This is a genomic window from Camelimonas sp. FR25 (assembly GCF_059740505.1).
Genome location: NZ_JCAWFG010000103.1, coordinates 100,628 through 122,494 on the forward strand (window position 1 = coordinate 100,628; position 21,867 = coordinate 122,494).

The window sequence follows — 21,867 nt, forward strand, 5'->3', positions numbered from 1 at the left end:
GGCGCGCCCGGCGATGGCGGGCCATGTTTGAGCCGTTGTTGCACAGCAATAAACAGGCGACGTCTGGCGTTCAGCTCGCCCGGCGCATGCCATGGGACATCTCACAACCATGCCAAGGCGATACCATCACGGCCCGCCCACCGACCATTTCGATGGCCGCCGCTTTTCCAATCCGGCCAGCTTCAATGCCGACAAACGCCTCGCCGACCTGTGGCGCTGGTGGCGGTCCGGTCAGCGCCAGGCGTGGCCGCGCTGGGTGGAGACGGCGCGCGCGCGTCCGGCGCCACAGGCAGACGGTGTGTGCGTCACCATGGTGGGGCATGCCAGCCTGCTGATCCAGGCGGGCGGGCTCAACCTGTTGACCGATCCGGTGTGGAGCGACCGGGCCGGCCCGCGCGGCCTGCTCGGGCCGCGTCGCGTCACCGCCCCTGGCGTTGACTTCGCTGATCTGCCGCGCATCGACGTCGTGCTGATCAGCCATAACCATTACGACCATTTCGACGCCAGGACCGTGCGTCGTCTGCAGCAGGCGCACCAGCCGCTATTTGTGACGCCGCTCGGCAACGCCGGGCAGTTACGCAAGGCGGCCCCTGGGGCGCGGGTGCTGAGCGGCGACTGGGGTGAGCGCGTGCAGCTGGAGGGCGGGGCCAGCATTGGCTTCACGCCAGCGATCCACTGGTCGCGGCGGGCGCTGCGCGACACCCGCATGGCGCTGTGGAGCGGCTTTGTCATCGACAGCGCCGCCGGGCGCATCTGGTTCGCCGGCGACACCGGCTATGGCGACGGCAGCATCTTTCGCAGCATCAGGCGGCAGTTCGGCGCCCCAGATGTGGCGCTGATTCCCATCGGCGCCTATGAGCCGCGCTGGTTCATGGCGGCGCAGCACGTCAATCCGGAAGAGGCGGTGAAAATTTTTGAGGATGTCGGGGCGAAGCGGGCGCTCGGCATGCACTGGGGCACGTTCCAGCTCACCGATGAGGGGCGGGAGCAGCCGCGGGAGGCGCTGGCCGAGGCCCTGCGCCAGCGCGGCCTCGATGCTGACAGCTTTCACGCCGCAAGCCCAGGCGAGGTGTTCAGCTTCTGATCTGTAATGCCAGAGCCCGATGAGCGTGACAGATCGGGTTCTGGCCAAGCCCGTGCGCCGCCTGAGCATTTCAGGATGCGGATGCGTCAGCATCTTCGCATCCTGGCATAGGGCTGGCGGGGCGTAGGCCAGACGCAACAACGCCCGCGCGAGGCGCGGGCGTTGTCGGTGACGGGCGAAGGGCTGATCAGCCCTCCTGCTTCACGGCGATGCCCTTTTCGGCGAACATGTCCTGCAATTCGCCAGCCTGGAACATCTCGCGGACGATGTCGCAGCCGCCGATGAACTCGCCCTTGATGTAGAGCTGCGGAATGGTCGGCCAGTTGCTGTAGCTCTTGATGCCCTCGCGGATGCCGTCATCGGCGAGGACGTTGACGCCCTTGTAGGTGACGCCGAGGTAATTGAGGATCTGGGCGACCTGGCCCGAGAAACCACACTGCGGGAAGTCCGGCGTGCCCTTCATGTACAGCACGACGTCGTTGGACTTCACTTCATTGTCGATCTGCGCGTTGATGTCGGTCATGTCGCGTTCCTGATGTCTCCGGCCAGGCTGCTTCGGGGGCAGCGCGCCGCTCGATCTGCTGACGCCAACGCCCACGCGCCGCGCCATCCTGCTCCTGCGCCACTATAGCCGGGTTTGGGACGACTGTAGCGTGCAAGGTCACTTCATCCTCATGTGTGCGACGCAACCGGCAAAGGCAAGCGGCGCGTGGCGGATTTGGCTGCGTGGCGTGTGAGGCGGCGCGGGGTGTTACGCCGGCGACGGCGTTGACGCCTTTGACGTGTGCGGGCGAGACGTTGGGGAGTTCTGGGGACGTGCGTGGACGCCGGGCGCCCGCCCAGGACATGGCGCCCGCCCAGGACGTGGATGGTCGGGTCAAGCCCGACCATGACGATCGGGGGGCGGGCGGCGCCGCTCCGCCCAGCCGTCATGCCCGTGCTCGTCACGGGTATCCACGCGTTTGGCGGCCAGTCATCAGTCATCGCCTGCCGCATTGAGCAGCGCCACGCTCCAGCCTGCGCCCGCCATGCCGGCAAGCACATCCCCCCTCAATCTGCGCCTGAGGCAGCCTGTGCAGATGTGCATCCGCGCACCTACGGGAGGCCTTGGCGCATCTATAAGCATATGCATGGAGCACGGTTGCTCCGGGGGACAAGCAGATGAGCGCAGTTAAGTCGATTGGTTCGATCATGTTCGCCACGCCGATTGGGTGGGCCACGATGGCCGCCGGCCTGATCGTCCTCGCCCGGCTCAGCGCCGCCTGATCCCCCGCTTTCTGGACCTCTGATCCGAGACCCCTAGCCGCCTTCCCCGGGCGGCTTTTTTCTTGTGCTGGGCGTAGGCTGATCGGAGAGGGCGGCGTTGGGTGGGCCCGAGCGCAGATGCCGTGACTCGCGGCGGGCGCTGCCGAGGCGTTGGGGAACGCCGGATGAGAGCGGGGTCACCCGGCGCCCCTCCAGGACGTGGATGGTCGGGTCAAGCCCGACCATGACGACCGGGGGGGAGGTGGGAGGCGCCACTACGCCCCAGCCGTCATGCCCGTGCTCGTCACGGGCATCCATGCGTTTGCAGGTCCGTCATTGACGCGAGCGTGTTCCGAGCAACAACCGCCACGCTCCAGCCTGCGCCCGCCATGCCGGCAAGCACATCCCCCCTCAATCTGCGCCTGAGCCAGCCTGTGCAGATGTGCATCCGCGCACCTACGGGAGGCGTTGGTGCATCTACAACCATATGCATGGAGCACGGTTGCTCCGGGGGACAAGCAGATGAGCGCAGTTAAGTCGATTGGTTCGATCATGTTCGCCACGCCGATTGGGTGGGCCACGATGGCCGCCGGCCTGATCGTCCTCGCCCGACTCAGCGCCGCCTGATCCCCCGCTTTCTGGACCTCTGATCCGAGACCCCTAGCCGCCTTCCCCGGGCGGCTTTTTTCTTGTGCTGGGCGTAGGCTGATCGGAGAGGGCGGCGTTGGGTGGGCCCGAGCGCAGATGCCGTGACTCGCGGCGGGCGCTGGCGAGGCGTTGGGGAACGCCGGATGAGAGCGGGGTCGCCCGGCGCCCCACAGGACGTGGATGGTCGGGTCAAGCCCGACCATGACGACCGGGGGAGGCTGTGCCCATACGCCCAGCCGTCATGCCCGTGCTTGTCACGGGCATCCACGCGTTTGTCGGCCAGACTTGCGCGCCAGGATGCGCCGGACAGAACCCGCCCGGTCCCACTCACCGTCCTCCATTTCGGCAGGCGCATCACCCACACCCTGCGCCTCACCCAGCCGGAGCGGATGCGCATCTGCGACCTGCCTCGTGGCGAGCCCCTGGGCGCGAAAAAACCGGGCGCTGGCCCGGTTTCGATGCTTCAACATGTGGCGTAAGCCAACGTCTGAGGCGTCCCGGTCGCGCTCAGTCCTTCGTCGGCGTCAGCGTGGTCAGGGCGAGGGCGTGCAGCACGCCGCCCATATTGCCCTTCAGCGCCGCGTAAACCATCTGGTGCTGGGCGACGCGGCTCTTGCCGCGGAACGCCTCGGAAATCACCGTGGCGGCGTAATGGTCGCCGTCGCCGGCCAGGTCCTGGATGCGCACGATGGCGTCCGGAAGGGCGGCGCGGATCATCTCTTCTATCTCACGGGCCTGCATGGCCATGGCGATACCTCATCTGGCGAAAATGGCCGGAGAGCGGGCGCTCTCCGGCCAGATTGATCAACCTGGGCCTGGTCAGCCGGCCATGTACTGCGGCAGCCAGTTGTCGTGGCCGGCCTTCAGATCGGACACCTTGGCCGGCATCTCGCCCGGGATGGCGATGGCGTCGCCGCCAGCCACGCCGAGCTTGCGGAACGGCACGCCCGCCGCCCTGGCTTCCTCGGCCACGGCGTCGATGGTGGCGGCGTCGGCGGCGATGACATAGCGCGCCTGGTCCTCACCGAACAAAAAGGCGTGGGCCGACATGTCGGTGGGCAGGGTGTCGAGGGCGACGCCAATGCCGCCGGCCATGGCCATCTCGGCGACCGCGACCGCAAGGCCGCCGTCGGAGACGTCATGCACGGTGGTGACGCGACCTGCGGTGATCAGGCCACGCACGAAGTCGCCATTGCGCCGCTCCACCGTAAGGTCGACCGGCGGCGGCGCGCCTTCTTCACGGCCACAAATGTCGCGCAGATACACCGACTGGCCAAGCCATCCTGTGGTGTCGCCAATCACCGCCAGCACGTCGCCCGCCTTGCGCAGGGCAACAGTCGCGTGCTTGGTCACGTCAGCCAGCACGCCGACGCCGCCAATGGTCGGGGTCGGCAGGATCGAGCGGCCCTGGGTCTCGTTGTAGAGCGAGACATTGCCCGAGACGACCGGGTAGTCGAGGGCGATGCAGGCCTCGCCAATGCCCTTGAGGCAGCCGACGAACTGGCCCATCACTTCCGGCTTCTCGGGATTGCCGAAGTTGAGGTTGTCGGTGATCGCCAGCGGCAGGCCGCCGACGGCGGTGATGTTGCGCCACGTCTCGGCCACGGCCTGGCGGCCGCCCTGCACCGGATCAGCCTCGCAATAGCGCGGCGTCACGTCGGTGGTGATTGCCAGCGCCTTGGGGCCGTCCTCGATGCGGACGATGGCGGCGTCGCCGCCTGGGGTCTGCACCGTATTGCCGAGAATCATGTGGTCATACTGCTCCCACACCCAGCGCTTCGAGCACAGGTCCGGGGTGGCGAGCAGGCGGGCCAGCGCCGTGGAATTGTCGACCGGGGCCGCCACCGACGCCGGGTCGATGGTCTCCTGGAAGAAATTGGTGATGTAGGGGCGATCATAGATCGGCGCCTCATCGCCCAGTTCCTTGATCGGCAGGTCGGCGACGGTCTCGCCCTGGTGCTTGACGACGAAACGCAGCGTGTCGGTGGTGTAGCCGACGACGGCGAAGTCAAGGCCCCATTTGCGGAAGATGGCCTCGGCCTCTTCACGCTTCTCCGGCTTCAGCACCATGAGCATGCGCTCCTGGCTCTCGGAGAGCATCATCTCATAGGCGGTCATGCCCTCTTCGCGGCACGGCACATTGTCGAGGATCAGTTCGACGCCGAGATTACCCTTGGCGCCCATCTCCACGGCGGAGCAGGTCAGGCCAGCGGCGCCCATGTCCTGAATGGCGATGACCGAATCGGTCTGCATCAGCTCAAGGCAGGCTTCCAGCAGCAGCTTTTCGGCGAAGGGGTCGCCAACCTGCACGGTCGGGCGCTTCTCTTCCGAATTGGCGTCGAACTCGGCCGAGGCCATGGTGGCGCCGTGGATGCCGTCGCGGCCGGTCTTGGAGCCGAGATAGACGATCGGGTTACCGACGCCGGTGGCGGCGGCGTAGAAGATGCCGTCGGTCTTGCACAGGCCGACGGCCATGGCGTTGACGAGGATGTTGCCGTCATAGCGGGTGTGGAAGCCCACCGCGCCGCCAACCGTCGGCACGCCGAACGAATTGCCATAACCGCCGATGCCGGCCACGACGCCCGACACCAGGTGACGGGTCTTCGGGTGGTCGGGCGAGCCGAAGCGCAGGGCGTTGAGCGCGGCGATCGGGCGGGCGCCCATGGTGAAGACGTCGCGCAGAATGCCGCCAACGCCCGTCGTCGCGCCCTGATAGGGCTCGATATAGGACGGGTGGTTGTGGCTCTCCATCTTGAAGGCGATGGCGTCGCCGTCGCCGATGTCGATGACGCCGGCGTTCTCGCCCGGACCCTGGATGACCCATGGGGCGCTGGTCGGCAGGCCCTTCAGGTGCAGGCGCGAGGATTTGTACGAGCAGTGCTCGTTCCACATGGCCGAGACGATGCCGAGCTCGGTGATCGTCGGCTCGCGGCCAATCAGGCCGATGAAGCGCTCGTACTCATCAGGCGTCAGGCCATGCTCGGCGACGAGTTGCGGGGTGATCTTGGTGGCGGTGGCGGTCATCGGTCGGTCAATGCTCTGTCAGGAGAGGGGGCGCGGCTGGGCAGGGCGGCGACGCCGCCCATCTTGCTCAGGCCGCCTGACGGGTGGCGAGGCTCTCGAACAGGCCGCGACCGTCGGTTCCGCCCACCAGGGCGTCGATCAGGTTTTCCGGATGCGGCATCATGCCCAGCACGTTGCGCTTCTCCGAATAGATGCCGGCGATCGAATTGATCGAGCCGTTGCAATTGGTCTGCGGCGACACCACGCCATCGGCGTCGCAATAGCGGAACGCCACCAGGCCTTCGCCCTCGATACGGGCGACCGCCTCGTCGCTGGCCTTCCAGTTGCCTTCGCCGTGGGCGATGCACACGTCGATGACCTGGCCCTGGGCGTAGCGGTGGGTGAAGGCGGTGTCAGCGCGCTCAACCTTGAGGTGCTGGCGCTTGCACATGAACTTGAGCCGGTCGTTGCGCATCAGCACGCCCGGCAGCAGCTGCGCCTCGCAGAGGATCTGGAAGCCATTGCAGACGCCCAGCACCAGGCCGCCGCGCGCGGCGTGGGCCTGCACGGCCGCCATGATGTTGGAGCGGGCGGCGATGGCGCCGCACCGCAGATAGTCGCCGTAGCTGAAGCCGCCTGGCAGGACCACGAGGTCCACGCCAGCTGGCAGTTCGGTCTCGGCATGCCAGACCATGGTGGGCGCAACGCCAGAGGCGCTCTTCAGCGCCCGGGCGATGTCACGCTCACGGTTGGAGCCAGGAAAGATAACGACGGCGGCTTTCATGATGCGTCCCGTGGCGGTTACGGTTGCCTGTTGGCGTCGGCGAGGCCTCTGGCGAGAGCTGCGCCCATGATGTCCATGACGGCTTCCGCCGCCCTGACGACTTTCGACATGGTGATGAAGCCATGCATCTGGTCGCTCATATGCAGGTAAGTGGTGCGCACGCCTGATTTCTCAAGCGTACGGGCGTAGGCTGCGCCCTCATCCGCCAGCGGGTCATAGCCCGCGGTGAGGACGAAGGCCGGCGCTAAGCCGGCGTGGGAGGCGGCGAGCATCGGCGATGCGCGCCAGTCGCCCTTGTCGGCGGCTGAGATGCCGTAATGGTCCGAAAACCACCGCACCGTCTCCGCCGACAGCGGAAAGTCACTGAGGTCCAGTGACTGCGACGGATAGGCGTTCTTCATGTCCACGGCCGGATAGATCAGCAGCTGAAAGGCCAGCGGCGGCAGATCGCCGTCGCGCGCCATCAGCGCCATCACCGCCGCGATATTGCCGCCGGCGCTGTCGCCGCCCACCGCGATGCGACGGGGGTCAACGTGCAGGCGCGCGGCGTTGTCGACGACAAAGCGCACGGCCGCGGCGGAATCATCGATGGCGGCGGGAAACACATGCTCGGGCGCCAGCCGGTAATCCACGGCGACGACGGCGCAGCCAGACACATTGGCCAGCTTGCGGCAGACGTAGTCGTGGGTCTCCAGATCGCCGATCACCCAGCCGCCGCCATGGAAATAGACGAGGCAGGGCAGGGCGGCGTAATCGTCGGCGCCCGCCGGACGGTAGTAACGCAATGGCACCGAACCCGCTGGGCCCGGCGCCTTGAAATGCTCCACCAGTCCGACGTCAGGCGCTTCTGGCCCTAACGCCCGCCGCGAATTGCGGTACGCCTCGCGCGCTTCCATGGGTGAAAGCGTGGTCATGGCGGGCCGCCCCGCGGCCTTCATGATGTCGAGAACGATCTGGGCGTCAGGGTCGAGCATGGTCTGGTTCCTCCGGCGTCAGGAAAGAATCTCGACCCTGTAATTTTCGATGACGGTATTGGCGAGCAGGCGCTCGCACGCTTCCTTCAGGGCCGCCTGCGCCGCCTCAGGTTGGGTCTGCGACAGCTCAATGTCAAAGACCTTTCCCTGGCGCACGCCAGTGACGCCTTCAACGCCCAGCGACGCCAGCGCGCCTTCAATAGCCTTGCCCTGCGGATCCAGCACGCCGGTCTTGAGGGTTACGGTGACTCGGGCCTTCATGGATGCTCCGGAATGTCAGGTTTGAAAGGGGGGCTTAGCCCGTCTTGCGCGCAAGGGCAATCCGCGAGACGCCGCAGGGGGAGGCCAGGGGGGTAGTGACAGGGCGACACGGGGGCAGCCAAGGGCCAGGCATGCCAGCTCCGGTCGGCGATCACGCGGCCTGGCAAGGCGGGCCTGCGCTAGCGACGCCCCTTTAGCGCCCGTCCCGTTCCGCCCGCGTCGGCATGATCGTCGGGATCAACGTCATTGGCGGGGGCGCGGGGGCGCGCGCCAGTGCCCGGCGGACGTGGGGCCGATGGCGGGGCCGCGGCCAATGCGTCTGCTGGCGCGGCATGCGGAGCTTCAGTTGCAGTTGTCCCGGTGGTCGGGGGCGCCGCGTCATTGGTTTCGGCAGCGCTGTCCGCGCCGGTCGAGGACTGAGGCGCTGTTATGGGCGCCGTCGGCGCCGGGGCAGATGGCGGCGCAACGTCGCGGCTCGCCTCGCTGACCGTGGCGCTGGTCTTCAGGCCGCCGCCGCGCCACACCAGCCAGCCATAAGAGGCGATGGCCACCAGCGCCATGGCCGGCATGATGATGCGCAGGGAGTTGAACGGCTCGTAAAACAGCAGGGCCGCCGCCGCGGTGCCGGCGAGGCCGCCGCCGATCTGCATGAAGCCGGTGATGGCGGAGGCTGCGCCGGCCATGCGCGGATAAGGGGCGAGGGCCGCGGTGGTCGCGCCGGGCATGATGAAGGCGTTGCCAAACGCCCACAGCGCCGTCGGCGCCATCACGGAAATGAACGACGGCGGCCAGATGCGCAGGCCAATGGCGAAGCCCAGCCCCGACAGCGCCACAAGGCCCAGCCCGACCGGCACCAGCCTGGTGGCGTCCATGCGCCGCAGCAACACCCCGGCCAGCGCCGCGCCGGTCATGAACGAGCCGGTCTGCGCCAGCATGCCCATGCCGAATTGCGTCGCTGTCAAACCAACGGTCTCGATCATCACGAAGGGCAGGATCGCCGCGAGCGTGTACAGGCCGCCTGGCGACATGGCGATGAGCAGGCTGGTGGCGACGAAGGCGCGGTCGCGCAGCAACACGCCATAATTGTGGGCCACAGCCCTGGGGCGGGCCAAAGCGCTGTCGCGGTTGCGGTTGGTTTCTGGGGTGACGAAGGCGATCAGCCAGATCGCCACCGCGCCATAGGCCACCATGACGAGGAAAATCGCCTGCCAGCCGATGGTGGTCAGGATAATGCCGCCGAGGGTTGGCGAAATGGCCGGGCCAATCGCCAGCATCACCCCGATCAGATTCATGATGCGGGCGGATTGCTGGCCGCTGTACTGGTCGCGGACCATGGCGCGCGACATGGAGATGCCGGCGGCGGCGCCGACGCCTTGCAGGATGCGACCGGCCAGCAGCCAGCTCATGTCGGGCGCGGCGGCGGCGATGATGCTGCCAGCCAGATAGACCACAAAGAAGCCAATGCCGATCGGGCGCCGTCCATAGGCGTCTGACAGCGGCCCGCAGACCAGCTGGGCGAAAGCGAAGCCGATGAAATAGACGGTCAGCGTCAGCTTGATGGCGGCGGGCGTGGTGTCGAAGGCGTGCACCATCGCCGGCATGGCCGGCGTGTACAGCGACATGCTGATCGGCCCGAGCATCACCACCAGCGCGCCGATCACCGCCGTGCGCATCTCACTCATCCGGCCATCCGGGCCGGTGGCGGCAGGGCGCGGGCGTAAGTTCATGGCGTCGTACCGGCAGCGCGATTGCGGTTGAGCGTATCGGCCATGGCGCCGGCGCCGGCGAGCGCCGCAAGGGCCAGCGACACCACCATGTTCCAGCCAGCCATCGACAGGCCGAGCACGCGGAACGCAGCATCCGAGCAACTGACCACCCGCACGCTTTGCAGCTGGTTGAGCAAATCAGCGGCGCTGGTCGGCGAGCCCTGGCCGGCGCATCCGGCCGGACCTTGCCAGAACTTCCACTCAACGCCAGCGTGAAAGGCGCCGAGGCCGGCGCTGATCAGGAACAGCAGCGACAAGACCAGCAGCCCAACCGAGCGCAGGCGCTTCTGATCGGTCGGGGTGATGGCGATCAGGGCCGCCAGCGGCGCGGCGAAATAGAACGGCATGCGCTGCTGCAGGCACAAAGGGCAAGGCAGATAGCCGAGCGCATGCTCCGAGAACAGGAAGATGGCGATGGTCGCCGCCGAGATGATCAGCACCAGCAGCGCCGCCCGGCGCGAGGTCAGCATGGCGGCGTGCATGGGCGCTCTCCTCAGATCAGGAACTTCGCCGCGACAAAGCCGGCGATAATGAAGAACACGATGGCGAAGCCGATGACGCCGGCATGGCGGTCCATCAGCCGGCGGATCGGGTCGGCGAACAATCGCATGGCTCCGGCGACCAGCGCGAACCGCAACCCGCGCGTGATGATGCACAGGATGACAAACCACAGCAGGTTATATTCGGCGAAACCGGACATAATGGTGATCAGCTTGAAGGGGATCGGGGTGAGACCCTTCAGCAGGATGATCCAGTGGCCATATTCGGCGTAGGAATGGCGGAAAGCCTCAACGCCGTCCTGCATGCCATACAGATTGATCACCCACTGGCCGAGGCTGTCGAACAGCAGATAGCCAATGGCGTAGCCAAACAGCGCCCCGGCGACCGACGCGACCGTGCAGATGAAGGCGTAGAACCACGCACGCTTCGGCCGGGCCAACGCCATCGGCGCCAGCATCACGTCAGGGGGAATCGGAAAGAACGAGCTCTCGGCGAAGGCGACGATCGCCAGCGCCCATGTGGCCCCTGGCCGGTTGGCCAGGCTCAACGTCCAGTCATAGAGCCGCTTGAACATGACGCCCTTCATAGGAGGCGGGCGCCGTGGCGTCTAATGTCCTTATCAGGGGACTGCGCCTGCTGGACCCGCAAAAATTGCATGGCGGGCGATCATTTGCCCGGGGGTTCCGTGGTGCAGGGCATGGCTCGCGGCCGTGTCGGGCCGCGTCGCCGCGTCTGCGCTTTCACCACTACGCTGGCCGCGGTTTCCGGAGAATGAACGGCGGCCGCCATGTATCGGCAAACAAAAACGGGCCTGGCGAACCAGACCCGTCACATTGTTTCAGTTACCTGGCCGGAGGGACAAGCGTCAGCAGCGCGGGGACAAGCCGCGCGCTACAGCGCAAGCTTTACTTCCCGGCGGCGTCTTCGGCCTGCACCAGACGCGGCCCCTGCGCCGTCGGATTCTCCGACTCAAGCAGGATGCCGAGCCGGCGCGCCACTTCCGAATAGGCCTCGACCAGGCCGCCCATGTCGCGACGGAAACGGTCCTTGTCGAGCTTGTCGGCGGATTTGACGTCCCACAGACGGCAGCTGTCCGGCGAAATCTCGTCGGCGACGACGATGCGCATCATGTCGCCTTCCCAGATGCGGCCCACTTCCATCTTGAAGTCGACAAGACGGATGCCGGCGCCGAGGAACAGGCCGGTGAGGAAGTCGTTGACGCGGATGGCCAGGGCCATGATGTCGTCGATTTCCGCAGGGTTGGCCCAACCAAACGCCGTGATGTGCTCTTCAGAGACCATCGGATCGTCGAGCGCATCGTTCTTGTAATAGAATTCGATGATCGAACGCGGCAGCTGGGTGCCTTCTTCCAGACCAAGACGCTTGGCGATCGAGCCGGCGGCGACATTGCGCACCACGACCTCAAGCGGGATGATCTCCACTTCGCGGATCAACTGCTCGCGCATGTTGAGACGGCGAATGAAGTGGGTCGGAACGCCAATGTCGTTCAGATTCTGGAAGATATATTCCGAGATGCGATTGTTCAGCACGCCTTTGCCGTCAATCACCTCGTGTTTCTTGGCGTTGAAGGCGGTGGCGTCATCCTTGAAGTGCTGGATCAGCGTACCAGGTTCCGGACCTTCATAGAGGACCTTCGCCTTGCCTTCGTAAATACGACGGCGACGATTCATCGGCGTATACCGTGTTTTTAGAAAATCCATAGGGGACCGCCGTCGCTCCTTGAGGGAAAGTGTCCGCGGCCTGCGGGCTTTTTCTGCGTGTGCAACCCGCCGTGGCAACCTAGCCGATCGGGGGCAGGAGCACAATGAGCGAGTTCTCGGGCGCGCGGGACTTGCCTGCGCGGGCTGTGACCCTGGCTTGAGCCACATTGGCGGGGCGTTTTCAAGGCAGGCGACGCCGCAGGCCGCCCCCAGCCCTGCCGGCGGGCGCGCCTGTCGGCCCCTCTGGCGTTGCTTTGGGCGATGGCTGCGGAGCGCCGCCACATATCCCCCGTTGCAGCAAGTTGCGTTCCACAGCGGCTTGTGACCCCCCTGGCGTAATGTCGCTATGGAAATGCCGCCCGGGTGTTCCTAGATTGGGGGGACAGAACAATTCCAGGCTGATCAATTCCAGGACAGGACCAATCGATGACGATCTTTGGCAAGCGTGAAGAAAGCTTCGAACGCAAATTTGCGCTGGATGAAGAGCTGCGCTTCAAAGCCAATGCCCGCCGCAACCGGCTCCTGGGAGAGTGGGTCGCCAGCAAGCTCGGCAAGAGCGGCCAGGACGCGTCGGATTACGCCCGTTCGGTGATCCTCGCTGACTTTGAGGAAGCGGGCGATGAGGACGTATTCCGCAAGGTGCGCGCTGACCTGGACGCCGCTGGCGTTAGCGTCAGCGAGACCGAGCTGCGCGAGACCATGGACCGCCTGCTGGCTGCGGCCGTGCAGGAAATCCAGGCCGGCAATTGAGCTGAGCCATCATCCATAAGACCGGGCGGCGCGCGTCCGATAACGGACTGGCGCGCCGTCTTTGGCGTCCGGGGATCGCCTGTGGCCCTTGCATCGGCTAACGCCCAGGTCTCGGCTACTGCCCAAGTCTCAGCTAACGCCCAAGTCTCGGCTAATGCTCAGGCCTGACGCCCGGGGCAGAGCGCGCAACGCCATGCCTGGTATGGCGATCGGCGCAGTGGATAGCGTGCGCTGGCGATTGACCTCAGTCATTGTGCCGCTATGATCCGCGCCCAGTGCCCCTGTGGTGGAATTGGTAGACGCGCTCGACTCAAAATCGAGTTCCGAAAGGAGTGCTGGTTCGAGGCCGGCCAGGGGCACCACTTCCTTTTTTCATGTCACGGATGTTCGCGCTCTGGCCATCGGCCGGGGCGTTTTTATTTGGGCTGGCAGGGTTGGCTTCCCCAGCCAGGGGCGCAAAGGACGCCTGAAGTGACGCATCATACCAGGATGCGAAGATGCTGACGCATCCGCATCCTGACATGCTCAAGGCGCCGCATGGGCTTGGCCAGAGCCCGATCTGTCAGCCTCATCTCGTTCTGACATCAATCGCCAAGCGGGAGCATCGCCAGGTCTGAACTGGCGCTCCTTAAGCCTTCTCGCCAGCGGCATCGCTTATGCCTCCTACCACTCCTGCGCCGCTGCACGGCCACCACGGGCCAGTTTACGTCTTTGTGCCTAATTGCCCGGGGGCGGGGCCGGACCGACAGTTTCAGCCAGTGTGGCGCGACGCCACGGCGCTGCGGCATCGGCCCCGGCGCCGGGGGCCAGCGGCGCGGCGGCGGCTGACCAATTGCGTCAGCCCATCGCGATGTCACCGCCTGTTGCGCCGATCTGAGCCGGAACTTGCTGATGCTGCTGAATATCCAGGGCCTGCGCGCCCTCGCCGCCACCATGGTGGTCTGGGTTCACGCCCAGGAGGTGCTGCCGCCCATGCCCATGCCGGAGTGGGCGGCGTCGTTTGGCTATGGCGGCGTCGATCTGTTCTTCGTCATCAGCGGCTTTATCATGGCTTACACCACCGCCGGGCGTCCGGCGCGGCCGCTGGATTTTCTGCTGCGGCGGCTGAAGCGCGTCGCGCCGCTGTATTACGCCGTGACCCTCGTGGTGGTGGCCGCCGCGCTGATCGCGCCCCAGGCCTTTCGTGGCACCGCCGCCAGTCTTTCTGATCTGCTTCAGTCCGTTCTGTTTATCCCGTTCGAGAAGCAGCCAGGCCGGATTTACCCGCTGTATTTTCTGGGGTGGACGCTGAACTATGAGATGGCGTTCTATCTGTTGTTCAGCCTCGGCCTGTTGCTGCCTGCCGCCTTCCGCACCCCGGTGATGGTCGGCGCGCTGCTCCTGCTCGCGGCGGTTGGCACGCAGATCGACAGCCAACACACGGCGGGGGTCGCCGCTTATGTCTATACGCGGCCGATCATCCTCGATTTTGCTGCTGGCATGGTCATCGCCGCGCTGGCGCGCACGAGGCTTCCAGCCCATGTGGCGCCAGGCCTGTGCTGGGCGGCGATGGCGCTAGCGGCGCTATGGTTCGTCGGTGGCGGCGCGGTGCTGCCCTATGCTCCTGAAGCCGCTGCGCCGCCCACCGCCACCTTCCTGCGCTTTGGCGTGCCGTCCATTCTGCTGGTCGGCGCCGCCATTGCGTTCGAACGCCAGGGCCGCGTCTTGCGATCGCCGCGGCTGCAATTGCTCGGCGACGCCAGCTATTCGCTGTATCTGTCGCACTTCCTGATCATCGCGCCGCTTGTCGTGATCGCCAACCGGCTTGAGGCGCCACTTGCGCTGCGCATTGGGCTGACCGCATTGGCCATGGTGCTGTCGCTGATTGGCGGCGTGCTGGTCTGGCGGTTCGTCGAGCGACCCCTGTCCGGCGACTGGTCGGCCTTCGCCGCCGTGCGGCGCTGGGCCACCAGCCTGAGATGGCGCCGTCTGGCGCAGCGGCCGGCGCTCAAACCCGCTGACATGCGGACATCTACGGACGCGAAGTGAGTTGCTGGCGCAGCCGCTGCATCGCTCAGGCTTCGACAAGGCCAAGGCCGCCTGACGTCCTGCCCCGACGATGCTGGCGTGCCCGCAAGCCCAAAAGCCCAGCTGCCGCTTTGGCTTGACCAGCTCCCGTTCACGCAAGTGCATCCCGCGTGCGTACGACGCCCCCAAAAACCGTGATGAGCCAAAATTTGCCGTTTCGTGCGCTGGCGGAAACCGCTATTGGCCGCACAGCGCCTCCGTGGCGCGGGCGGGAATGCCGCCGGCGCAGGGGTGGGGCATCGAAGGGCATCGCCGCGTCGCCTGTCAGGCGTCGTCGCCAACCAGACAGGGAACAGCCATGAGCATCCGTCGCATCCAGACCGGCCCCCGCATGAGCGAAGCAGTGGTCTACAACAACACCGTCTATCTGGCCGGTCAGGTCGCCGCTGGCGCCAGCGTCGCCGAGCAGACCCGCACCGTGCTCGGCCAGATCGACGCGCTGCTGGCCGAGGCTGGCTCGGACAAGTCGAAGATCGTCTCGGCCACCATCTATCTCACCGACATCGCCACTTTCGGCGAGATGAACGGCGAGTGGGAGAAGTGGGTGTCGCAGGGCAACACGCCGGCGCGCGCCACCGTCGAGGCCGGCCTCGCCGCGCCTGAGTACAAGGTCGAGATCCAGGTCGTCGCCGCCGTCTGATCGGCGCGCGCTTCGCTCCTGTGCGACCTGGGCGCATTCCGATAAAAAACGCTGCGATGCGCGGGTCCTGCCCGCGCATTTTTCTTTTGCGCCTGAGGCGTCATGCCGGGATAATCGGATGTTATCGCAACGACATCCTCATACTAGGATGCGAAGATGCTGACGCATCCGCATCCTGAAATGCTCAGGCGCCGCACAGGCTTAGCCAGGACCCGATGAGTCACGCTCATCGGGTTCTGGTATCAGATGCTCAGGCGGCGCGCGGGTTATCAGTCAGCCAGCACCAGCGCCCAATAGACGCCATAGCCCTGGCCCGGTGAGCTGGCCCTGGCGAGGCCGATGCGGTTCATGCGTGGCGACAGCATATTGCGGTTATGGCCTGGGGAACGCTTCCAGCGCTCGATCACCGTCGCCACATCCTGCGAGCCGGCGCTCAGATTCTCCGCTGCAGCGCCAGGGGCGCCATGGCGGTTCATGCGCGCCGTGAAATCGCCATGGGTGAGCTTGCCATATTGCGCCACCGCCACCGCCTGCTCGACGGCGGGCGCGTTCAGCGCGCTGTCGGCGCGCACCGGGCCGAGGCCATTGGCGGCGCGCCAGGCGCTGATCAGGCTGGCGGCGCGGCTGGCGTCTGAGGTGCTGACGCTGATGGACGCCCGCGACACGCGCTTCTGAGGCTCGCTGGCGCAGGCCGCGAGCAGAGCGGCGACGGCGGTGATGACCGCAACGGTCCGGACGGCGCGCGTGCGGATGGGAAACCGGCTGGAAAGGGAGAGGCTGTTCATGCCGTTCCCCTGCGCCAGAAATCAGGCAAGAGCATGTTACAGCAGGCGAATTTGCTGGCCGCGCAGGTCAGGCGACCTCAGTGGCCGGGTGCAGGGCTGCCCCCGACTGTGCGGCGCGATGACCGCCCACAAACACAAAAAAGGGCGACGCATGCTGCGTCGCCCGATGGCGGCCCCGCAGGGTCGACGCAGCGTCAGACGTCGAGGTTCGACACTGTCAGCGCATTGTCCTGGATGAAGGCGCGGCGCGGCTCCACCACATCGCCCATCAGCTTGACCAGCAGGTCGTCGGCGTCCTGCACGTCCTTGACCTTGACCTGCAGCAGCGAGCGGTTGTCGCGGTCCAGGGTGGTCTCCCACAGCTGGTCGGGGTTCATCTCGCCAAGGCCCTTGTAGCGCTGCAGCGAGATGCCCTTGCGACCAGCGGTGGTGACGGCGTCGAACAGCTCCGACGGGCCGTGAATCTGGGTGCTGTCAGCACGGCGCAGCAAGGTGGCTGGGCGGGTGTAGGCCTCGTTGAGCTGGGCGTGACGCTCGTGCAGGCGCAGCGCCTCGGCCGAAGCCAGCAGGCCGGCGTCCAGCTCCACGGTCTGCTTGACGCCGCGCACGACGCGCGACAGCAAAAAGCCGCCATTGTGCAATTCGCCGGTCCAGCCGCGCTCGGTCTCCTCCGACAGCACGTCGAGCCGCGCCGCCAGCACCGCGAGAATCCGCGTCGCCTCTTCCGGATCATTGTCGACGAGGCCAGCCTGCAGCGCGCCGGCGATGGCGGCCTGTTCGACCACCATGCGGTTATAGCGGGTGTGCAGCGACGACAGCAGATAACGGATGTGCCGCGCTTCCTCGATCAATGCCCGCAGGTCGAGGCCGCCGCGCTCCTCGCCGCTCTCCAGCCGCAAGGTCGCGCCTTCGAGGCCGCCGTCGATCAGATAATCGTCGAGCGCCCGCTCGTCCTTGAGGTATTGCTGCGACTTGCCGCGCGTCACCTTGAACAGCGGCGGCTGGGCGATATAGACGTGGCCGCGATCGATGATCTCGCGCATGTGGCGGAAGAAGAACGTCAACAGCAGCGTACGAATGTGCGAGCCGTCGACGTCGGCGTCCGTCATGATGATGATCTTGTGGTAGCGCAGCTTGTCGGCGTTGAAGTCTTCGCGACCAATGCCCGTGCCGAGCGCCAGGATCAGCGTGCCGATGGTCTCCGACGACAGCATCTTGTCGAAGCGGGCGCGCTCCACATTGAGGATCTTGCCGCGCAGCGGCAACACCGCCTGATATTCACGGGCGCGGCCCTGCTTGGCCGAGCCGCCAGCGGAATCGCCCTCGACGATGAACAGTTCCGACAGCGCCGGGTCGCGCTCCTGGCAGTCGGCCAGCTTGCCGGGCAGCGAGGCGATGTCGAGCGCGCCCTTGCGGCGCGACAGTTCGCGGGCGCGGCGGGCGGCCTCGCGGGCCGAGGAGGCTTCCACCACCTTGCCGACGATGGTCTTGGCCTCGGCCGGGTTCTCCTCGAGCCACTGGCTCAACGCTTCATTGATGGCGCCTTCGACCGCCGGGCGCACCTCGGAGGAGACCAGCTTGTCCTTGGTCTGCGATGAGAACTTCGGATCCGGCACCTTGACCGACAGCACGCAGGTCAGACCCTCGCGGCAGTCGTCGCCGGTCAGCGACACCTTTTCCTTTTTGCTCAGGCCCGATGATTCGGCGTATCCGGTGATCTGGCGCGTCAGCGCGCCACGGAAGCCGGCGAGGTGGGTGCCGCCGTCGCGCTGCCCGATGTTGTTGGTGAAGGCCAGTACGTTCTCGTGATAGGTGTCATTCCACCACAGGGCCGCTTCCACGGAAATGCCGTCACGCTCGGAGCGGATGACGATAGGCCTGGTCAGCAGGGGTGTCTTGGTGCGGTCGAGATAGCGCACAAAGGCTTCGACGCCGCCCTCATAGACCAGCTCCTCCACCTTGTGCTCGGCGCCGCGCGCATCCGTCAGCACAATGCGCACGCCCGAGTTGAGGAAGGCCAGCTCACGCAGGCGGTGCTCAAGGGTGGCGTAGTCGAAAGTGGTCTGGGTGAAGGTGTCGGTCGAGGGCAGGAAGCTGACCTTGGTGCCGCGCTGGCCATTGGCCGGGCCGACGATCTCCAGCGGCGACACCGCGTCGCCATGGCGGAATTCCATGGTGTGCTCGCGGTCATTGCGCCAGATGGTCAGGCGCAGCCACGACGACAAAGCGTTGACCACTGAGACGCCGACGCCATGCAGGCCGCCGGAGACCTTGTAGGAATTCTGGTCGAACTTACCGCCAGCGTGCAGCTGGGTCATGATGACCTCAGCCGCCGACACACCCTCTTCCGGGTGCAGGTCGGTGGGAATGCCGCGGCCATTGTCGGTGACGGTCACCGAGCCATCGGCGTTCAGGGTGACGGTGACCAGGGTGGCGTGCCCAGCCAAAGCCTCGTCAATGGCGTTGTCCACCACCTCATAGACCATGTGGTGCAGGCCAGAGCCGTCGTCCGTGTCGCCGATGTACATGCCAGGGCGCTTGCGGACCGCATCGAGGCCTTTGAGGACGCGAATGGAATCGGCGCCGTAGCTTTCGGGATCGGCGTTGCGGGCAGGTTCTGACATCGGTTTCCCTGAAGTTGCCGGACAGCGCGCCAGCTGGCGGCGCCATCGGCTGAACGGGTGATGCGCAAAAAGGGCGGCCGACCTGAGCCATCGCCAGCAAGCAGCCAACGGGGGCGGGCAGGGCGCCATAAGGTAAACTTGACCATCGCCGGGGCCGGCGGAGCAGCTGCTCCTCAAATACGGCTTGCGACAGTCAGGGGGTTCGCGCGCGCGCGTACATTACGAATCCCGTCCCGGTTTATATAAGCGTTTCAGCGCTCTTGCGCCAGCCTGGCGATCCTGGCGGCCAATTGCCTCTGCGGCGGCTGTGGGCAAGCAAAGTTGACTGGTCAGCCGGTGGGCCAGGGCAGGCAGGGCGGCGCCAGCAGGCCCGCGCCCTCACGCCATCAGCTGACAGGAGCCTGGCGTCACCAGCAGCCGTTGCGAACCGTCAGGCAATTCGCCGAATAGCGCCGGGTCAGCGCCGGTCATCCAGACCTGGGCCCCAAGCTCGGCCAGCTCGAGATACAGCGCCTGGCGGCGGCCGGGGTCGAGATGGGCGGCGATCTCGTCGAGCAGCACCAGCGGCGCCATGCCGCTCATGCCGGTGACCAGCCTGGCGTGGGCCAGCGCCATGCCAATCAGCAGCGCCTTCTGCTCGCCGGTGGAGCACAGTTCGGCTGGCATGTCGCGCGGCCCGTGGCGCACCGCCAGATTGGTGGTCTGCGGGCCGGAGAGGGTGCGGCCCGCCGCCCGGTCCCTGGCCCGGCCATCGCGCAGCAGGGCGCGGAAATGATCCTCCACATCCAGTGCTGGCGCGGTGGCGACCATATCCTCGATCACGCCGTCGAGCCGCAGCGCCGCCCATGGAAAGGCCGACGGCGCGTCCTGACGGGCGGCGGCCAGCGCCGCCAGCCGGTCGGCGGTCTCGCGGCGGGCCGAGGCCACCGCCACGCCGAGCTCAGCCACCTCGCGCTCCACCGCGTCGAGCCAGGCGCTGTCGGGCCGCGGCTGTTCCAGCAATTTGTTGCGGGAGCGCAGGGCGCGCTCGAAGGCGTTGACGCGGGCGCCATGGCTGGCGTCGACCGCCAGCACCAGCCGGTCGAGATAGCGGCGCCGGTCGCCGGGCGAGCCGGTAAACAGGCCGTCGAGGGCGGGCGTCAGCCAGACGATGCGCAGATATTCGGCGAAGGCGGCGGGGGAGCTGGCGGTCTCGCCATCGATACGGCTGCGGCGCATCAGCGCGCCGGCGCGGTTCTCCAGCGCCACGCCGAGGCGGGCGCCGGAGCTGGCGTCGTCAAGGGTCAGCGAGACGGCGAAGGCGTCGGCCATGCTGTCGCCAGCGCCCGGGCCACTTGCAGCGGCTGAGCCGGAGATGTCGACCGCCGCCTGGTCCTGCCCCGGCCTGAAGCGGCGCATGTCGCGCAGTTCGGCCCGGCGCAGGCCACGTCCGGGGGTGAACAGCGAGATTGCTTCCAGCACATTGGTCTTGCCGGCGCCATTGTCGCCGACCAGCGCGATCAGTTGCGCGTCGACCCGCAGGTCGAGCGACTGGTAGCTGCGAAAATCGCGCAACATCAGGCGCTGGATGCGCGGGGTCATGGGCATCGGCGGTTCCACGGCCTTGGACGGCTGGCGGCGGGCCGCGGCCAGTCAGCATAACGCCGCGCAACGGGGCGCGGCGCTTGTTCGGCGGGGGCGGCGGACGTGGCCGCGCCAGAATTTGCAGACGTCAGCGATCAGACCCGCATCGGCATCAGGACGTAAAGCGCCGGCGCGCCCTCGCGATCCTGGATGATGGTGGGCGAGCCGGCGTCGGCCAGCTTGAAGAAGGCGGTGTCGCCATCGAGCTGGGCGGCGATGTCGAGCAGATAGCGGGCGTTGAAGCCAACGTCGAGCTGGTCGCCCTCATAATCGACGCTGATCTCTTCCATGGCCGAACCCGAATCCGGATTGGTCACCGACAGGGTCAGCTTGCCTTCCTGCAACGACAGCTTCACGGCGCGGCCACGCTCGGAGGAGATGGTCGAGACGCGGTCGACCGCCGGGGTGAACTCGCCCAGTTCGACCACCATCACCTTGTCATTCCCTGCGGGGATGACGCGCTGGTAATCCGGGAAGGCGCCGTCGATCAGCTTGGAGGTCAACACCACCGAGCCGACGCTGAGGCGGATCTTGCTCGGCGACAGCTCGATGGTGGCTTCGCCGTCGACGCCATCGAGCAGCTTCTGAATCTCGGCCACCGCCTTGCGCGGCACGATCACCCCCGGCATGCCTTCGCAGCCCGCTGGCGCCGCAACGTCGACACGGGCCAGCCGATGGCCATCAGTGGCGACCGCGCGCAGCACGGTTTCGCCGTCGCCGGCCGCTGCGTGCAGGAAGATGCCGTTGAGATAATAGCGCGTCTCCTCGGTGGAGATCGCGAACTGGGTCTTGTCGATCAGCCGCTTGATGTCGGCGGCGGGCGCTGCGAAGCGGTAGGGCAGCTCGCCGGCGGCGATATCCGGGAAGTCGCTCTCGGGCAGGGCCTGCAGCGTAAAGCGCGAGCGACCGGCGCGGATCACCATCTGGGTCCCATCGCCGGCGCTGTCGAGCGACACCTGCGAGCCATCTGGCAGCTTGCGCACGATGTCGTACAGCACATAGGCCGGAACCGTCGTGGCGCCGGCGCCGCCGATCTCGGCGGCGACGCTTTCGGTCACCTCCAGATCAAGGTCGGTGGCCTTCAGGTTCAGCGCCCCGTCAGCCGCGCGCAGCAGCAGGTTTGACAGGATCGGAATGGTGTTGCGCCGTTCGACAACGCGATGGACATGGCCGAGCGCCCGGAGCAGAGCAGTTCTCTCGACAGTGACTTTCATGGCCGGACCCGTTGACGTTGTAGGAAACTGAAACGCCAGGGAGCCTGGCGCGCCTGCGCGCCACACGCGCTCGACCTGGGGGTCAGCATGGCGGCAGGGCTGCAGACAATGCAAGGTCCCGGCGGCGGAAGCAAGTCCCGCCAGCGGCGCGCGCTTATCCAGGCAGTTATCCCGAGG

18 protein-coding genes and 1 tRNA gene are annotated in these 21,867 nt (G+C 66.6%); 5 read left to right on the top strand and 14 right to left on the bottom strand.

Annotated elements, in window-relative coordinates; translation table 11 throughout:
* Positions 1-91: 91 nt before the first annotated feature.
* On the top strand, positions 92-1,084 hold the full coding sequence (locus AC6A67_RS15415) for an MBL fold metallo-hydrolase (protein WP_498037442.1): 993 nt from the start codon (positions 92-94) through the stop codon (positions 1,082-1,084).
* 187 nt (positions 1,085-1,271) lie between these two features.
* On the opposite strand, the gene grxD is transcribed toward AC6A67_RS15415, so the two are convergent.
* From grxD to purC, 10 genes are all read right to left on the bottom strand, one after another.
* Entirely contained in the window at positions 1,272-1,607 is a 336-nt protein-coding gene (gene grxD / locus AC6A67_RS15420; RefSeq protein WP_498037443.1) for a Grx4 family monothiol glutaredoxin, read from the bottom strand.
* A 1,877-nt stretch (positions 1,608-3,484) separates the two neighbouring features.
* Positions 3,485-3,724 (bottom strand): BolA family protein, encoded by a 240-nt coding sequence (locus AC6A67_RS15425; RefSeq protein ID WP_498037444.1) that lies wholly within the window; start codon positions 3,722-3,724, stop codon positions 3,485-3,487.
* 72 nt (positions 3,725-3,796) lie between these two features.
* Positions 3,797-6,001, bottom strand: coding sequence for a phosphoribosylformylglycinamidine synthase subunit PurL (purL, locus tag AC6A67_RS15430; RefSeq protein ID WP_498037445.1), 2,205 nt, complete (start codon positions 5,999-6,001; stop codon positions 3,797-3,799).
* Between the two features lie 67 nt (positions 6,002-6,068).
* Complete coding sequence (gene purQ / locus AC6A67_RS15435) at positions 6,069-6,764, bottom strand: phosphoribosylformylglycinamidine synthase subunit PurQ (RefSeq protein ID WP_498037446.1); 696 nt, start codon at positions 6,762-6,764, stop codon at positions 6,069-6,071.
* A 17-nt stretch (positions 6,765-6,781) separates the two neighbouring features.
* Entirely contained in the window at positions 6,782-7,738 is a 957-nt protein-coding gene (gene lipP1 / locus AC6A67_RS15440) for a LipP1 family hormone-sensitive lipase (RefSeq protein ID WP_498037447.1), read from the bottom strand.
* A gap of 18 nt (positions 7,739-7,756) precedes the next feature.
* Positions 7,757-7,999: a phosphoribosylformylglycinamidine synthase subunit PurS gene (gene purS / locus AC6A67_RS15445; RefSeq protein ID WP_498037448.1), complete on the bottom strand. Its 243-nt coding sequence runs from the start codon at positions 7,997-7,999 to the stop codon at positions 7,757-7,759.
* Between the two features lie 179 nt (positions 8,000-8,178).
* Complete coding sequence (locus AC6A67_RS15450; protein WP_498037449.1) at positions 8,179-9,681, bottom strand: multidrug effflux MFS transporter; 1,503 nt, start codon at positions 9,679-9,681, stop codon at positions 8,179-8,181.
* 41 nt (positions 9,682-9,722) lie between these two features.
* A complete protein-coding gene (locus AC6A67_RS15455) occupies positions 9,723-10,247 on the bottom strand; it encodes a disulfide bond formation protein B (protein ID WP_498037450.1) in 525 nt (174 codons plus the stop codon).
* Between the two features lie 11 nt (positions 10,248-10,258).
* On the bottom strand, positions 10,259-10,840 hold the full coding sequence (locus AC6A67_RS15460) for a YqaA family protein (protein ID WP_498037451.1): 582 nt from the start codon (positions 10,838-10,840) through the stop codon (positions 10,259-10,261).
* 331 nt (positions 10,841-11,171) lie between these two features.
* Positions 11,172-11,987, bottom strand: coding sequence for a phosphoribosylaminoimidazolesuccinocarboxamide synthase (gene purC, locus AC6A67_RS15465; protein WP_498037452.1), 816 nt, complete (start codon positions 11,985-11,987; stop codon positions 11,172-11,174).
* A gap of 426 nt (positions 11,988-12,413) precedes the next feature.
* Here purC and AC6A67_RS15470 point away from each other — a divergent pair, with 426 nt between their 5' ends.
* The 4 genes from AC6A67_RS15470 to AC6A67_RS15485 all read left to right on the top strand — a co-directional run bounded on the left by AC6A67_RS15470 (position 12,414) and on the right by AC6A67_RS15485 (position 15,444).
* Positions 12,414-12,737 carry a DUF1476 domain-containing protein gene (locus AC6A67_RS15470; protein ID WP_498037453.1) on the top strand — a complete coding sequence of 108 codons (324 nt, stop codon included), beginning with the start codon at positions 12,414-12,416 and terminating at the stop codon, positions 12,735-12,737.
* 277 nt (positions 12,738-13,014) lie between these two features.
* A tRNA-Leu gene (locus tag AC6A67_RS15475) sits at positions 13,015-13,099 on the top strand.
* A gap of 529 nt (positions 13,100-13,628) precedes the next feature.
* Positions 13,629-14,765, top strand: a complete 1,137-nt coding sequence (locus AC6A67_RS15480; protein ID WP_498037454.1) for an acyltransferase family protein — start codon at positions 13,629-13,631, stop codon at positions 14,763-14,765.
* Positions 14,766-15,102: 337 nt separating this feature from the next.
* Complete coding sequence (locus AC6A67_RS15485) at positions 15,103-15,444, top strand: RidA family protein (protein ID WP_498037455.1); 342 nt, start codon at positions 15,103-15,105, stop codon at positions 15,442-15,444.
* A 269-nt stretch (positions 15,445-15,713) separates the two neighbouring features.
* On the opposite strand, the gene AC6A67_RS15490 is transcribed toward AC6A67_RS15485, so the two are convergent.
* From AC6A67_RS15490 to dnaN, 4 genes are all read right to left on the bottom strand, one after another.
* On the bottom strand, positions 15,714-16,229 hold the full coding sequence (locus tag AC6A67_RS15490; protein ID WP_498037456.1) for a CAP domain-containing protein: 516 nt from the start codon (positions 16,227-16,229) through the stop codon (positions 15,714-15,716).
* A 194-nt stretch (positions 16,230-16,423) separates the two neighbouring features.
* Positions 16,424-18,853, bottom strand: coding sequence for a DNA topoisomerase (ATP-hydrolyzing) subunit B (gene gyrB, locus AC6A67_RS15495; protein WP_498037457.1), 2,430 nt, complete (start codon positions 18,851-18,853; stop codon positions 16,424-16,426).
* A gap of 378 nt (positions 18,854-19,231) precedes the next feature.
* Positions 19,232-20,440 (bottom strand): DNA replication/repair protein RecF, encoded by a 1,209-nt coding sequence (locus tag AC6A67_RS15500; RefSeq protein WP_498037458.1) that lies wholly within the window; start codon positions 20,438-20,440, stop codon positions 19,232-19,234.
* 131 nt (positions 20,441-20,571) lie between these two features.
* Positions 20,572-21,690 (bottom strand): DNA polymerase III subunit beta, encoded by a 1,119-nt coding sequence (gene dnaN / locus AC6A67_RS15505; protein WP_498037459.1) that lies wholly within the window; start codon positions 21,688-21,690, stop codon positions 20,572-20,574.
* Positions 21,691-21,867: the final 177 nt, after the last annotated feature.

Coding starts and splice junctions, on each gene's coding strand:
- AC6A67_RS15415 (WP_498037442.1), top strand. CDS start 92: ATGGGACATCTCACAACCATGCCAAGGCGATACCATCACGGCCCGCCC.
- grxD (WP_498037443.1), bottom strand. CDS start 1,607: ATGACCGACATCAACGCGCAGATCGACAATGAAGTGAAGTCCAACGAC.
- AC6A67_RS15425 (WP_498037444.1), bottom strand. CDS start 3,724: ATGGCCATGCAGGCCCGTGAGATAGAAGAGATGATCCGCGCCGCCCTT.
- purL (WP_498037445.1), bottom strand. CDS start 6,001: ATGACCGCCACCGCCACCAAGATCACCCCGCAACTCGTCGCCGAGCAT.
- purQ (WP_498037446.1), bottom strand. CDS start 6,764: ATGAAAGCCGCCGTCGTTATCTTTCCTGGCTCCAACCGTGAGCGTGAC.
- lipP1 (WP_498037447.1), bottom strand. CDS start 7,738: ATGCTCGACCCTGACGCCCAGATCGTTCTCGACATCATGAAGGCCGCG.
- purS (WP_498037448.1), bottom strand. CDS start 7,999: ATGAAGGCCCGAGTCACCGTAACCCTCAAGACCGGCGTGCTGGATCCG.
- AC6A67_RS15450 (WP_498037449.1), bottom strand. CDS start 9,681: ATGAGTGAGATGCGCACGGCGGTGATCGGCGCGCTGGTGGTGATGCTC.
- AC6A67_RS15455 (WP_498037450.1), bottom strand. CDS start 10,247: ATGCACGCCGCCATGCTGACCTCGCGCCGGGCGGCGCTGCTGGTGCTG.
- AC6A67_RS15460 (WP_498037451.1), bottom strand. CDS start 10,840: ATGTTCAAGCGGCTCTATGACTGGACGTTGAGCCTGGCCAACCGGCCA.
- purC (WP_498037452.1), bottom strand. CDS start 11,987: ATGGATTTTCTAAAAACACGGTATACGCCGATGAATCGTCGCCGTCGT.
- AC6A67_RS15470 (WP_498037453.1), top strand. CDS start 12,414: ATGACGATCTTTGGCAAGCGTGAAGAAAGCTTCGAACGCAAATTTGCG.
- AC6A67_RS15480 (WP_498037454.1), top strand. CDS start 13,629: ATGCTGCTGAATATCCAGGGCCTGCGCGCCCTCGCCGCCACCATGGTG.
- AC6A67_RS15485 (WP_498037455.1), top strand. CDS start 15,103: ATGAGCATCCGTCGCATCCAGACCGGCCCCCGCATGAGCGAAGCAGTG.
- AC6A67_RS15490 (WP_498037456.1), bottom strand. CDS start 16,229: ATGAACAGCCTCTCCCTTTCCAGCCGGTTTCCCATCCGCACGCGCGCC.
- gyrB (WP_498037457.1), bottom strand. CDS start 18,853: ATGTCAGAACCTGCCCGCAACGCCGATCCCGAAAGCTACGGCGCCGAT.
- AC6A67_RS15500 (WP_498037458.1), bottom strand. CDS start 20,440: ATGCCCATGACCCCGCGCATCCAGCGCCTGATGTTGCGCGATTTTCGC.
- dnaN (WP_498037459.1), bottom strand. CDS start 21,690: ATGAAAGTCACTGTCGAGAGAACTGCTCTGCTCCGGGCGCTCGGCCAT.